Source organism: Kitasatospora sp. NPDC057223, from assembly GCF_042669755.1.
Classification (GTDB): domain Bacteria; phylum Actinomycetota; class Actinomycetes; order Streptomycetales; family Streptomycetaceae; genus Kitasatospora.
Genome location: NZ_JBHUWW010000181.1, coordinates 1 through 13,367 on the forward strand (window position 1 = coordinate 1; position 13,367 = coordinate 13,367).

At 71.5% G+C, this 13,367-nt stretch carries 12 protein-coding genes and 1 pseudogene; 5 read left to right on the forward strand and 8 right to left on the reverse strand.

Annotation, left to right across the window (positions count from 1 at the left end):
- From ACFUK0_RS36615 to ACFUK0_RS36640, 6 genes are all read right to left on the reverse strand, one after another.
- A partial coding sequence (locus tag ACFUK0_RS36615; protein ID WP_380257721.1) for a CU044_5270 family protein occupies window positions 1-931 on the reverse strand: 931 nt, incomplete at its 3' end.
- Window positions 928-1,479 carry an RNA polymerase sigma factor gene (locus ACFUK0_RS36620; protein WP_380257723.1) on the reverse strand — a complete coding sequence of 184 codons (552 nt, stop codon included), beginning with the start codon at window positions 1,477-1,479 and terminating at the stop codon, window positions 928-930. The genes ACFUK0_RS36615 and ACFUK0_RS36620, both read right to left, overlap by 4 nt.
- A 739-nt stretch (window positions 1,480-2,218) precedes the next feature.
- A complete protein-coding gene (locus ACFUK0_RS36625) occupies window positions 2,219-3,346 on the reverse strand; it encodes a nucleotide disphospho-sugar-binding domain-containing protein (protein WP_380257725.1) in 1,128 nt (375 codons plus the stop codon).
- 762 nt (window positions 3,347-4,108) lie between these two features.
- The gene (locus ACFUK0_RS36630) at window positions 4,109-4,456 is read right to left on the reverse strand and encodes a hypothetical protein (protein ID WP_380257727.1); all 348 of its coding nucleotides are present in this window, start codon (window positions 4,454-4,456) and stop codon (window positions 4,109-4,111) included.
- A complete protein-coding gene (locus tag ACFUK0_RS36635; protein WP_380257740.1) occupies window positions 4,368-5,996 on the reverse strand; it encodes a DEAD/DEAH box helicase family protein in 1,629 nt (542 codons plus the stop codon). The genes ACFUK0_RS36630 and ACFUK0_RS36635 overlap by 89 nt, the downstream gene beginning before the upstream one ends.
- A complete protein-coding gene (locus tag ACFUK0_RS36640; protein WP_380257742.1) occupies window positions 5,900-6,112 on the reverse strand; it encodes a hypothetical protein in 213 nt (70 codons plus the stop codon). Before ACFUK0_RS36640 ends, ACFUK0_RS36635 begins: the two co-directional genes overlap by 97 nt.
- Window positions 6,113-6,422: 310 nt before the next feature.
- On the opposite strand from ACFUK0_RS36640, the gene ACFUK0_RS36645 reads away from it, so the two are divergent.
- The 3 genes and pseudogenes from ACFUK0_RS36645 (at window position 6,423) to ACFUK0_RS36655 (ending at window position 8,763) form a co-directional block, all read left to right on the forward strand.
- Window positions 6,423-6,815: a hypothetical protein gene (locus ACFUK0_RS36645; RefSeq protein WP_380257729.1), complete on the forward strand. Its 393-nt coding sequence runs from the start codon at window positions 6,423-6,425 to the stop codon at window positions 6,813-6,815.
- A 112-nt stretch (window positions 6,816-6,927) separates the two neighbouring features.
- Window positions 6,928-8,180: pseudogene (locus ACFUK0_RS36650) on the forward strand (IS1380 family transposase).
- Between the two features lie 184 nt (window positions 8,181-8,364).
- On the forward strand, window positions 8,365-8,763 hold the full coding sequence (locus ACFUK0_RS36655) for a hypothetical protein (protein WP_380257731.1): 399 nt from the start codon (window positions 8,365-8,367) through the stop codon (window positions 8,761-8,763).
- 17 nt (window positions 8,764-8,780) lie between these two features.
- Here ACFUK0_RS36655 and ACFUK0_RS36660 read toward each other — a convergent pair whose 3' ends face one another.
- Window positions 8,781-9,635: an IS5 family transposase gene (locus ACFUK0_RS36660; protein ID WP_380257733.1), complete on the reverse strand. Its 855-nt coding sequence runs from the start codon at window positions 9,633-9,635 to the stop codon at window positions 8,781-8,783.
- Between the two features lie 171 nt (window positions 9,636-9,806).
- On the opposite strand from ACFUK0_RS36660, the gene ACFUK0_RS36665 reads away from it, so the two are divergent.
- Complete coding sequence (locus ACFUK0_RS36665; RefSeq protein ID WP_380257735.1) at window positions 9,807-10,052, forward strand: hypothetical protein; 246 nt, start codon at window positions 9,807-9,809, stop codon at window positions 10,050-10,052.
- A gap of 956 nt (window positions 10,053-11,008) precedes the next feature.
- The gene (locus ACFUK0_RS36670) at window positions 11,009-11,656 is read left to right on the forward strand and encodes a hypothetical protein (RefSeq protein ID WP_380257737.1); all 648 of its coding nucleotides are present in this window, start codon (window positions 11,009-11,011) and stop codon (window positions 11,654-11,656) included.
- Window positions 11,657-11,669: 13 nt separating this feature from the next.
- Here the strand turns inward: ACFUK0_RS36670 and ACFUK0_RS36675 are convergent, their stop codons facing one another.
- The gene (locus ACFUK0_RS36675) at window positions 11,670-12,305 is read right to left on the reverse strand and encodes an SMI1/KNR4 family protein (protein WP_380257738.1); all 636 of its coding nucleotides are present in this window, start codon (window positions 12,303-12,305) and stop codon (window positions 11,670-11,672) included.
- Window positions 12,306-13,367 lie beyond the last annotated feature (1,062 nt).

Genomic DNA, 13,367 nt, shown 5'->3' on the forward strand with positions numbered 1-13,367 from the left:
GGTAGGCGTCGTACCCGATCACCGAGGGCACCGGCACGTTCAGCTTGCCAGCCGACTCGGTAAGGGTCTCCTCCTGTCCGAGCAGCTGGCCGGACACCGGGTCGACGATGAACGTGTAGCGCGTCGGCAGGCCGCTTGCCGCCGAGTCCGCGGAGAACGCGACGCCCGGCCGGCCGGCCCGGTCGACGACCTCACCACTGACCGCCATGCCCGGCAGAGCGGCCAGCAGCCGCAGGACCGCCGCCCGCTGCCCGGGCGACAACACCCGCTCGGTGACCAGGTCGTGAACCGCCTCGGCAGCACCCGCCGGACCGTCGACCCCCGATGTGCGGCTGCGCAGCCAGACCCGCAGGGCGTCCGCGCTCTGCGGCACCTCGCCTTGCAAGGTCTCCTGCGCCGCCTGTTCCGTCGCCGAGGCCGGGCCCTCGTCCACCAGGAAGCGCGTCAGCTTCGCACCCCCGGGTGACCGGACCAGGTCGAGTTCCTCCGGCACGACCTTCGAGGACGTACCGCCGGCGTCTGTCCTGGTCCACAGCGCCCACTGGCGCCACCGCAGATGCGACTGCTCCCCACCCGCGCCGTCGGGCAGGCCCTCGACGCGGCGCGCGATCTCCTCCAGCTGCGTGGCCGCCCCCGAACCGTCCCCGGTCGTCAGGTGGTAGGTCAGTGCGGGCGGCGTCGCCGCGAAGGCCGCAGGCGTTCCGTCCGGCCACACCAGCACCGCCCCCACAACCGCACTCACCGCCACCCCGGCCACCGCCAGGCGCAACCGGATCCGTGCACGCGGTCGCGGGTGCCGGAGGTTATGTGCCGCCGCCTCGTCGCGGAGGATCCGCTCCAAGCCGGCCTCGGCCAGTGCCGTGTCCCCCGCGATATCCGCTGCCGGGTCGGCCGGCCCCATCAGGTCCCTGACGCTCTTTGCCGTGTTCACCGTGCTCCCTCCGCGCTTGTCCTGCTCGCTCTTCCGATCAACTCCGCTCGTCCGTCCGCCCCACCTACCCTGGTCATGGCCCGGGACAGTCGTGTCCGTGCCCGCATCAGGCGCACCGAGCACGTCGGCGCAGAGCAGTCCAGGACGCGGGCCGCCTCGCGGACCGTCAGCCCCTCCCAGCCGATCAGGGCCAGCACCTCCTGGTCGGCTGGGCGCAGCGTCGACCACGCCCGGTGCACCGCCTCCCGCTCCGTGACCGTCTCGCCGACGTCCCGGACACTGGCGGCGGCCGTGACCGCGAGGCCCCGGTGGGCGTCCTCGGCGCGGCCCTCCTTGCGCCGGTGGTTGGCCACCGTGTTGCGGGCCACCGTGTAGAGCCAGGGCAGCGGTGCCTGGGCGGAAAGCGCGTCGAAGCGGCGCCATGCGACCGTGAAGACCTCCGCGGCCAGGTCCGCCGCGTCGGCGTCCCCGACCCGTCGGAGCATGTAGCGGTACACCGCGCCGTAGTGCTCGCGGTAGACCTCCCGGAACTCTTCCCGTTCCCCCACCGTCCCCCCTCAACTGAGCTGTCTCACCCTGTCTATGTCTGGACCGCGCCGGATCTAACACCCGGTTCGGCGTCACCCGCGGCCGGGTTCGTCCCCCGCGAGGGGCCGAGTCCGGCGTGGAAGGCCTGCGCCGTCCGGCGGCGGCTGCGCTGCCTTCTTCGGCCGGGGCAGCTACCCTCCACGACAGGCGAAATCCCAACAAATGGGACATGTGGTACTCCCATCGCAGGATTCCGCCGCAGCTGCCCGGCAGTCGTCCGTGGTGCAACGGCCACTTCAGCACGCCCCCAGCACCGTCGGTCACGCGAGCGTGAAGGGGAAACAGACCCCCGGTACCACCACGACGAACGGCACAAGGGAGAGGCCGAACCTGACACGGATCCGGGCAGGGAAGCAGCTGGCTCGGGGCACGCCGGCCGCCGGACATACGACGGCCCCGGGCGGCGGACCGCTCCGGGGCCCGGACCGCTCTGGTACTGCCGCCACCGTAGAACGCGCCGAGCGCACCGGCCCCCGCCGGGGGCGACCGGATGCGCCGGACGCAGCCCGGGCCAGTCGGGGTGCCTGCCGCCGGCGACCTGCTCCTGCGTGATGCCCCAAAGGGTCGGGGCATCACGCAGGAGCGCCGTCAACGGCGGGCGGACCTGGCGGGCGGGCGGCGGACCGGCAGGCGACCGCGGGCCGACCGGCCAGCAGTGGGCCGGGGCGGGCGGACCAGCGGCGGTTCCCGCCGAGCGGCTCAGCGCCGGCCGCCTGCCAGGGCCTCGATCGCGGGCACGATCGCGGCGGGCGTCGGCAGCGCCTCGTTCTCGGCCCGCAGACGGACGGCCGCCTCGCGCAGCTCCGGGTCGGTGACCAGCCGGGCCAGCAGCGTGGTATCGACGTCATCGGAAGTCGAGCGCAGGCCCGCACCGGTGGATACCAGCGTGTCCGCGACGATGAAGTTGTCGGCGCCCTGGGGCAGCACGAGCTGCGGGATCCCGGCCTGAAGGCCGGTGAGGGAACTGCCGGACCCGCCGTGGTGGACCACGGCGTCACACACCCGCAGCAGTTCCGCGAGCGGCACCCAGGGCAGTGCCCTGACGTTGGCCGGGAGGGTGCCGAGGTGGGTTAGGTCGGCGCCCCCGACGGCGAGCAGGAAGTCCGCGTCGACCTCGGCAGCGGCCGCAACCAGCCGGGCGATGGCGTCCACGCCGTCCACCTCGGCAACCACGGTGCCCAGGGTGACGGCGACCCTCGGCCGCGCGCTTCGGCCCAGCAGGTCGGCGGGGACCACGCCGCCGCCGTTGTACGGCAGGTAGCGCATCCGCAGACCGCCGGGGTCGCCGCCGAGCGAGGCCGGAACGATGTTCAGCGGGGTGCTCTCGGCCGGGCCGGCCACGCCGTGCGTCTCGTAGAGGTCGGTGAAGTGGCCGGCGAGGCGGTCCGCCATGTCCAGCCCGGAGGTGAAGCCGAAGTTGTGCAGGGCGGCCGGGATCTTGAGCTTGGCGGCGACCAGCTGGGCGGACGCCAGGCAGGAGCCGTGGACCAGCAGGTCGGCGTCCCAGGCGTCAGCGGCGACGAGCAGGCCGTCCACGGTGGAGCGGGAGGCGTGGGCGAAGGCGGCCGCCGCCAGGTCGAGGATCTGGTCCTGAGTCAGGTCGGGCCTGGCGTATCGGGTCTCGGCACCGGAGACGGACTCGAAGGAGTCGCGCAGCGGGCGGCCGTCGCCGATCTCGACGACCGGGAACCCGGCCTGGCGGAGCTGGTCCACGGGCTTGGGGCCGGCGAACAGGACCTCGTGCCCGGCGGCGCGCAGGGCCTGCGCGGTCGGCACCATCGGGAACACATGGGTGGGCGCGGCCGGCCCGGTGAAGAGTATGCGCACGGTCGTCTCCTGGTGAATCGTCAGCTGGTTTGGTCGCCGTGGGGGGCGAGCGGCAGCCGCATGGCCGCCTCCGGACCGTTAACTGACGAACCCTCAGACATCATCCCGGTACGATCGATAATCGGACGTTCTGCCACGGCTCTTGCGGTACGGGGCGCGTTCTGCTCCTCGGGCCCCGCCGCAGCGGCGGTCCGCAGGACGCACGGCCCCGGACGGACCGGGGTGCGCGCGTCACCACGCCCGGGTAGCGGCCCGCCCGGGTCCCCGACCCGGGAGCCGGATGCGGCCGTGTGGTCGGAGCTCGGCCGAATCTCGCCCGTCGCAAGGCCCGGCCGCCCCGATCCGGAGAGGATCAGACCCCGCACGGCCCCGGACGCGGGTGTGCGGGATGCCATCGAGCAGCACATCGAGTCCCCGGCGCAGGCGTCGGTGCGGGCCCGGCCCGCGGCGCACAGTGGACGTTCGGGTCATCCCGCCGGGAGCATCAGCCGGCCACGACCAGCGGCGGCGTCAGAATGCCGTTCGGGTCCGGCTTCTCGGGTCACCGGGCGCTGTGTGCCCGTCGTAGAGGCCAGCTGACGCGAGGCGGCGCCACGGTCGGGCCAGGCGCACGGCGACGTCGATATCGGGACTGGTGATTGAGTCGCCGATGTCGGCGATGGCGAGAGCGGGTCGGTCGTCGTCCGGGCAGCGGGCGATCCAGCGGCCGCCGGGGGCGATGATGCCCGAGGGTGCGGTGGCGCCGTACTGCGTGGGGACGGCTTAGCCGAGCCAGTAGTTGTAGAGGGTGCCGTAGGCCTGGGCGACGCCGGCGCGGGCCGCGTCGTCGACCATGACGGAGAGCAGGACGCAGTCGACGTCCAGGCGCTCGTACTCGGCGAAGAGAGCGGGGAAGTTGGCCTCGATGCACAGGGCCGCGCCGAAGCGGATGCCGTCGATGTCGAAGGTCAGCGGGTCGGTGCCCGGGGTGTAGAGGTAGGACAGCTCGGTGTTCGCAGGAACCGCTTGTCGTACCGGGCAATCAGGCTGCCCCGGTCGGAGACGACGTAGAGGCTGTTGTGGGGCCTGTTCGGTTCGGTGAGCGGATGGAGGGAGCCGAACACCGTCCACAGGCGGAGCTCACCCGCCAGGGCGGCGACCGCACTCGCCCTCCCCGGGCTCGGTGCTCTCGCTCTCGCTCTCGCTCTCGGAAGTCTTGGCCGCGGTGGTGAGCGCGGTGTCCTGGGACCGGCTGCCGCGCAGCTCGGTGATCCGGCCGACCACCCGGGCGTCGTGCGCCGCCAGCGCCCGCAGGACCCGCCAGATCGTGCGGAAGCTGGACGCCTCGATCTCGGCGTCGGCCTCCGCCTTCACCGCCTCGCCCGCGTCGTGGACCTCGGCCGGGTCCGCGGCCGCCGTGCCGTCGCCGACCTCCGGCGTCGGCAGGTACACCGGGATGATGACCCAGGAGACCTTGCCCTGCCGGTAGGACTGCCTCAACGGCCTGGACGATGTCGATGACCGACGACTTCGGATCCGCGAAACACACCGCATCCACAGCTCTCACGTCGATGCCCTCGGACAGGAGCCGAGCGTTGCAGAGGATGCCGCACTCCTCGCCATCCTCGCCGGTGTGGGCCTTGAACTCGGTGAACGCGGCCCGGCGGTCCTTGAGCCGGTCGATGCCGGCCACCGCCTTCGCCCAGATCCGCTCCGGGCGCTCCGCGTCCTCCAGCAGCTCGCAGGCGTCCAGCAGGGTGTTCGCGAACTCCCGCGCCGCGCTGACCCGGGAGTGGAAGGTGATGACGCGGCGCAGGCCGAGGTCGGCGACCGCGCGCAGCACCGCGATCTGCAGGGCCAGGCGCAGCAGCCCCTCGTTGGAGCGCTGGGAGCGCAGGTCCGCGACGGCGGCAAGGTTGAGCAGCTCGCGCGGGTCCTCGTCCGTTGCCACCGGCACCAAGACGCGGTAGTCGGCGAGGTAGCCATGCTCGATCCCCTGGCCAAGCGTCCAGGTGAAGCACGTCTTGCCGTAGATCGTCTCGTCGCTCATGGAGCAGAGCGCGGGCAGCTTCTCGCCGTCGGTGTCGGTGAGGTCGGCCAGGCCGTCCTTCGCGCGCCGGTCGTCGGCGATCCGCGGGGTGGCGGTGAAGTACAGGCGGCGCTTCGCCGGAACCTGGTCGTCGGCGTGGACCGCGGCCCACGCCTTGCCTTCCGAACCGGCGGTGCGGTGGGCTTCGTCGATGACGACCAGGTCCCAAGCCGGGAGGCGGTGCAGCTTGTGGGCCTGGACGATGCGCTCCAGGCTCGCGTAGGTGGCGTACACGGTGACCGGCTCGCCCGCCTTCTCGTCGGCGACCAGGTCGGCGAGCCGGGCAGCCTGCGTGGTCACCCGGGCATGGACGCGGCAGCCGGCCTCCGCGCTCTCCAGCGCCTCCTGGCGCGAGCACGCCGCCACCGCCAGCCCGCGGCGACCACCCCTCAGCGACCCGGCTTCGGCGGTCTGCTCCAGCAGCTCGATCGTCGGCACCAGCACCCTGCCGCGCACCGCGAGACGGCGGGCGCAGCCGGCCGCGATCAGCGTCTTGCCCGAGCCAGTCGCCGCGACGACCGTCGCCCAGCCCCGTACTTCACCTCCCGCACCGCGGCCGCGACGGCGTCCTTCTGGAACCAGTGCAACGGCAACGGATTGACGACGGCGCCGGACGGCTGCACCGGGACGTCCTGCTCGGCGTGCGTGCGCAGCCCGGCCAGCACGTCCTGCTCGGCGGTAGCGGTGGTGGTCTCCACAGCGGCGGCTCTCTTTCTGCTGCTGCGAGGTGGTCCAGTTGGTCGGGCCCGCCTCAACTACAGGTTGAGGCAGGAAGCCCCCCGATCTACGAGGGAGGTTCCTGCCTCGTCCCACCACAGGGGCAGAGCCCAGCCAAGGAGCTTTAGCCCCGGGCTTTCATGACGACTGCCTGGCTGGCTCGTCGTAGGTTCTTGGCACTGCCCGCGAGCTGGGCGTTTCGTCGTCCGCCCAGGTATCAGCTTGGCGTGGTGCGTGCACCCGTGGGGTGAACTTCCATGTATCGGATGCAGCACCTGGCACCCTGTTCCCATGAACACGGAGGTGCTCAGCGCGGATGACTACGAGTCGGTACATCGGGCAAGCCGGAGACTGGCCGACCGGTACGGGGTGGTGACGCTCAACGCCATGGTGGAGGCATGGGAGGCGTTGGTGCGGGACGTTGAGGAGGGGTTCGACGCCGAACTCGTCTGGGAGTACCCGCAGATGCTTCGCTGCCGCGCCTGGTTGGCAGAGGCATGGCCCGAGCTCACCGACAGGATCCGGGCCGAGCGGCAGGCAGAACTCGACGCCCTGGACGCCCGCTTCGAACTGGCTACCGTGCCACTGCACGGCCAGGCCGAAAACACGAAGTGGCACTCCCGCCGACCGCTGCGGATTGTCGGTGACGCTTCGCTGGACCTGCCGGTGTCCTGGCGCGCGTGACACGTTCCAGCTGGCGTCCAGGAATCGGGCAGGATCCCGGAGAGTGCCGCTGAGCTGGGAAGATAGGGCTTGTCTAGGGTCCTGTCCGACCAGCGAAAGAGGCACTCTCCGGGTGGGTGATCGTATCGGGTCATACCCGCGCGTCCGGATATCAGCTAGTGGTGGCCGAGTGGTCTCGCAGGCCGGCGGTGTCCTGCTGGTGGAGACGGCCCGCCGAACGGGCTTGGCCGGTGCGCTGTCGCGGGCGCTCGCACCGTGGCGCAAGCCCAGAGCGGTGCACGATCCCGGCAAGATCCTGTTGGACGTCGCCCTCGCCGTCGCACTGGGCGGTGACTGCCTGGCCGATGTTGGCGTGTTGCGGGCCGAGCCCAGCGTGTTCGGGCCGGTCGCGTCCGATCCGACAGTCTCCCGCCTCATCGACACGCTGGCCGCAGCCGGTCCCCGCGCACTGGTGGGCGTCCGGCGGGCACGGGCCGAAGTCCGCGAGCAGGTCTGGCGGTTGGCCGGCCAGGCTGCACCCAACTCGGACGGCCAAGTGGTTGTGGACATCGACGGTGTGCTGGTCCTGTCTCACTCCGAGAAGGAGGACGCGGCCTCGACACGGGGTCCGGCGAGCCGGTCGCGGGCCTGCTGCGGCCAGGGAACGCCGGCAGCAACACTGCAGCCGACCACATCGCCGCCGCTCGTCTGGCCCTGGCCCAGCTACCGATGAAGTACCGGCGCGGACGGCGGACCCTGATCCGCACTGACTCCGGTGGCGGCACCCACGAGTTCCTCAACTGGCTCACGGCGCGCGGCAGGTGGCTGTCGTATTCGGTCGGGATGACGATCACGGAGGCGATTCACCAGGCCGCGCTGCTGGTTCCTGCGTCGGCCTGGACGCCGGCGGTCGAACCGGACGGTGCGAACCGCGACGGTGCCTGGGTCGCTGAGCTCGCCGGCGACGTCCTCAAGGGCTGGCCGGCGTGCATGCGGCTGACCTGTTTCGCCACCAACACCGTCGACGTTCCGATCGCGGCTCTGGAGTTGCGGCACCGCCAGCGGGCCCGCGCCGAGGACCGTATCCGTGCCGCCCGCGACACCGGCCTGCGCAACCTGCCTCTGCATGACGCCGCACAGAACCGGGTCTGGCCGGAGATAGTCCAGATCGCCCTCGACCTGCTCGCATGGATGCCCATGCTCGCCATGTCCGGCGGCGCCCGACGCTGGGAAATCAAACGCATGCGGCTTCGACTGCTCTCGGCAGCCGCCCAGCTCGTGACCACCGGCCGCCGCCGAATCCTCCGCCTGGCCCGTCACTGGCCCTGGACCGACCTGATCACTACCACGTTCGAGCGTCTCCAAGCTCTGCCCGCACCCGGCTGACCAGCGAGACCGTCCCTTCCCGAGCAACAACCACACCCCCGGAGCAGTGGAACCCGGCGCCCACCCGACGCGACAGCCGGGCCACCGGCATGCCTGTCACCAACCCCAGAAGCCGAAACGGCCCGTCAGACCGCGTTTGAGATCTCTGTGGATCAGGCTCTGCAGGGTCCTCTACGCTCGGCGGATGAGCGATGAGACGTTCCCGATGGTCGGCGACTTCAGAGAGCTTGGGCACGGCAGGCCGGACGGGCCATCGCTTCGGGCCGCCGCGGGCGTCAGGGAGCCGGCTCATGCTCGTGAGCTGATCCAGTACCTTCGCAGCGGTGTGGTTCTGGCCGCAACGGCTGGTCTCACGCATGATGTCCTCAGCCCCGACAGGACCGTCATCGGTGGGCTCTCCCTGCTGACCGATGGGCAATGGCTTTGGTACTCCGACCTTGCCCACTACGTCGAGCACCATCATGTCGCTCTCGATCCCCGGTTCGTCGCCCATGCGCAGAGCCGAGACTGGACTGTGCCGCCAGTCAGTCGTCAGGACTTGCTCGACATGGAGGCCGCGCTCTTCGACGACGTCGCAGACTGACACCGGACTGCTGCACCTCACACCGCAGCCCGCGCCAGAGGCCGTGGGCCGGGCCGTGACGCCGGCCCACCGCGATCGAGTCGCCGGAGCATGATGCCGATCATCGCCCAGCGGATCATGGTCTGGGAGTGGGCCGGCTCGGCCTCGTAGTCCCGGGCGAGACGCCGGTGGGCGGTGATCCACGACAGCGTGCGCTCGACAGCCCACCTCTTGGGCTGGACCTGGAAGCCGCGCTGGTCGGGGGCCTTGCGAACGATCTCCAAGTCGCGTCCGAGGATCTGGGAGGTCCAGTCGACGAGGCGGCCGGCGAAGCCCTGGTCGGCCCAGATCTTCCGGACGCTTGGGTGGTCGAGGCGGGTCCACAGCAGTGGGCGACGGGCGCCGTCGCGGTCCTGGATGTTCGCCGCGACGACGTGCACGGCCAGCAGGAGGCCGAGGGTGTCGGTGACGATGAACCGCTTGCGACCCTTGACCTTTTTACCAGCGTCGAAGTCCCTAGTGGCGGCGGGGACGGTGTCGGCGGTGCGGATGGATTGCGAGTCGATCAGCCCGGCGCTCGGCTCGACGTTGCGGCCGTCGGCCTCGCGGACCTGGCCGCGCAGGGCGTCATGGATCCGCTCGACCATGCCGTCGTCGTGCCACCAGGTGAAGTACCAGTACACGGTGGGCCAGGGCGCGAAGTCGTTGGGCAGCTGTCGCCACGAACACCCGGTCCGCACGACGTAGAAGATCGCGTCCACGATCCGCCGCCGTGGATGCTTCTCCCGCCGCCCGCCCTTCGGTCCGACCCGCGCCGGCGGGAGCAACGGCTCCACCAGCGCCAACTGCTCGTCAGTCAGGTCCGACGGATACCCACCCCTGTTGCTACTCACATGGGCCTCAACGACCACTTCTGCCCCAGGGCACGGCAGATCTCAAACGCGGTCTGACACGTCTGGCTTCCGGTGCCACAGGCCGCCAGGAGCGGGCCCACGGCACCACGTTGTGGCCAGCCCACCCCCGGCGACAGGCCTGCCCGCAAGCACGAGGCGAAGGAGAAGACCATGATCGAGACGACGCCGCACAGCCCGGCGCAGGATGCGGTGGATGCGGTGGGGTGGGACGGTGCCGAGCGCGGGATGCCCGGGGCGCTGCCGGCGCCCGTGGTGCGGCGGTCGCCGTGGCGCAGGCCGGACCGGATGCGGGGCGCCGTACTCGTCGCCCTGCTCAGTTCGGTGGGCGCGACCTTGCTGGTGGGGATGGTGAGCTTCGTGGCCGGACACCTGCACATCGCGGTGTCCTGGCACTGACCTCCGGATCCGAACGGCTGGCCCGCCGCCCCGCATGCCCGGGGCGGCGGCCCGGACCCGCTACTGCGCGTCCGCCGGTTGCGGTGTCGGCTCGGTGGCGTGGAGCAGCGCGGTGTCGGTGCGGCCCAGCAGCCCTCGGCGAGTGCCCGCTCCATCGTGGGGTGGTGGCGGACGGCGAGGACGGCGACGTCGCGTGCCGCGCGGAGTTCGGCGAGGCGTTCGCGCTGTTCGGGCTCCCACCTGCTCCGCACGTCGGTCTGGTCCGGGTCGGGGTAATGCTCGCGGCGCAGGTTCTCGGTCGCGGTGACGTAGGCGTTGAGTTCGGCCCAGGCTGCGTCGCGGGCGCGGCGCAGGTCGAGGAGGTCGGCGGGAATGGGCAGGGCGGGGGGCATGGGCTGATCCTCTTAGCTTCGGTGCGGGCCCGGCCCGCGGCGCGCGGCGGCCGTTCGGGTCATCCCGTCAGGGGTGCGGGCGGGTCGAGGGGGCGGTGCGGGTTGGCCGGGCCGGCGACCGGCCAGGGCCGAGGCCTGTTCAGGCGGAGAGGGGCGGAGGAGGACCGCCGGGCGCAGGCACCACGGCTCGTAGAGGACCCACCCCTCGCCGTAGACGCCCGGGCTCCAGCGGACGTGGCCAGCCCAGCCGAGCGGCAGGCGCCGCCACGCACTCAGCACCCCCGGAACCCATAAACCGCCCACCCGCACCTCCACGACCCGCCACAACGCCACTCCGTGGTCCGGCACACCCGCCACCGCCAGGTCCGGCAGCAGCTTGCCGTCCAGATGCGGGGCGTAGCCGGCAGGCGGCGGGACCGGACGGTACGACACCCCCCATTATCGAACTTCTGTACGAACAGAGGCAAGCTCCGCCCGCCCAGCCACCAGCCGAATGGCCAGCCTGAACCGGATTCCCCGGGCGGCCGGGCACGATGGACACGGGGCACGGGCGAAGGAGAACCGATGCGCACCCGGGACGTCGAGATCGGCGAGACCTACATCGCGAGCATCCCCCAGCGCCTCCCCCAGGAGCTGCGCCGGCCGGGAGAGAGCGCCGAGCAGTGGCGGGCGAACATGCAGCTGCACCTCGTGCGCGGGCGGCGCATCACCGTGACCGTGACCGCCCTCGGCGACCAGCCCGACACCGTCATCGTCAGCCGCGACATCCCCGCCGGCCGCGTCGCCCTGCGCCTGACCGCCGAGCAGGGCGCCGCCCTCGATCTCGCCAAGGGCCAGGAGTACGAGATCGACGGCATCGTCCGGGACGCGCACGGGCGGGCCATCGTCTTCCCCACCACCGTCTTCCACACCATCCCGGCCCGCTGGCTGCACCCGGCCGACGAGCAGCTCGTGCTCCAACCGGACACCGAGCACTTCCACCGCGCGCTGGTATGCCGGAACGCCGACGGGATGACGCCGGCCGAGATCGACCGGGCGGCGGAAAAGGCGCTGGCGCAGCTCCACCACGTCCGAGGCCTGACCCTGGAGGACCCGAACGTCGACCATTCGGTGCTCACCTCCGAAGCGGACCACCGGGAGTGGCTGCGGACGGCCCACCTCGCCGCCTACGACCCGCGGGCCGACCCCGACGCCGTTGTCCTGTCTCAGTGAAGTTTGACCGTTCTCAACGAAGTTTGACCGCGTGGCTCCTAGGCTCTGGACCCGGCCTCGCCTCGGCCTGGGGGACAGGTGGCTGGGTTAGCGCGAGCGCTTCGTCCCACACATCGCCTCCATCTGCCCAGGTCCACAGCCATTGGCGCAGCGACGGCGCCGCGTAGCACAAGCCGTCGTGGGGGTTCTCGCCCCAGTCGGGTTCCCAGCCGTCGGCATCCCAGAGCAGGACCGGGTTGTCGACCGCTATCAACGAGACGTACCACTGCATGCTGCAGCCGCCACCGCTCAGGAAGAGCCAGGACGCCGGCGGCCCCCACTCCGGATATCGAGTGCGGGGGGAGGTCGCGCATGGCCAGTCCGGCTGGTACCACTCCGGGATGCGGCGCGGTGTCAGCGAGGCAAGGCCGTTTTCCGGGCCGAAGCCACCGTCGCCGACCTCGGTGTAGAGGCGTCGGAGCAGGAGCGGCAGCTCGTACCCGATCTCCCGCTCCACCTGTTCGACCTCGGTCTGCGTGATCGGGGGAAACGGCTGATCCGGGAGACAGCCGCGGGTGACACCCGCGCCATCTGCGCCCCAGGCGAGAGCACGCAACCTTTCCAGAAGCACGTCATCGTCTGCAGAGCTACGCCGGGAAGCATCGGTCACGGGGCGGAACTGTAGCCGGGCGAGCACCCGGACGTCATGTAGCCCGACAACTGGCCCGGAGCCACTGTCACCGGACAACCCAATGAAACCAAGCGACAGGAGCCCAGTGGTGATCAAGATCGCGTGGCAACGCAGCCAAGGTCACCCGTCAAAGGTCACTGGGCACAACGGTCAAACTTTGATGAGACAAACCACCGCCGGTCAAACTTCGATGAGACGGGTCAACAACAGCCGCGAGGCCGTGTCCCAACCCTGTCCCAGCCCCGGGCCGAAAACACTCCCACCTGGCGAAACAGCCTGGGACCGTCCCAGCAAAACCGGGCAAACCAGACAGGCTGGGACAGTGCTGGGACAGACCCGTCCCAGCACTGTCCCAATCCGGGAAGGAACCGGCCACCGCAACCAGGACGACGACCAGGCGCAGCCGCACGGACGGGCTCCACCCGGGCACGGCCACAGCGGCCGGGGGTCAAGGAACCGGGGCGCCGGGGCGCCGGGGCCGGCCACTGGCGGGGCGGGGAACAGCCCGCCCGCCTCGGGAAGCACCGCGGCTCCCTGTCGCCGGGCCTGTCGCGCACCGGCCAGGCACGGGGGAACCGGCCCTCCCCCGCACGTCAGCGCACGCGACAGGGTGCCCGGCAGCCCCGGATCAGAAGGGGGCGCAGCGGCCAGGCCGGCGGCCGGAGCACGACGGCGGCCAGGTACAGCCGGACCGGCGCCGGCGGGCGGCCGCAGCCCGGCCGGACGGCCAGAGGGTGGTCGCGACGGGCCGGGCACGGAGGGCGGGCCCGGCAGCTCCTGGCGGCCGGGGCCCGGGGAGCTGAGCGGCGGCCACCCAACCCGACGCCCGGCCGACCCGGACGACGACGGCCAGGAGCAGCGGGCGGGCACGGTCGACCACGGCCAGGACGACAGCCAGGAGCAGCGGCCATCGGGTCGAGCTCGGTCGTGAGAACCGTTGACAGATCGTCAGGAGCAGCCGCGGGGCACCTCCAGATTCCCACTACGTTCTTAGCGAGGCTTCAACTCGGCAGTCCTCCACACACCTTGCGAGGAGCTACT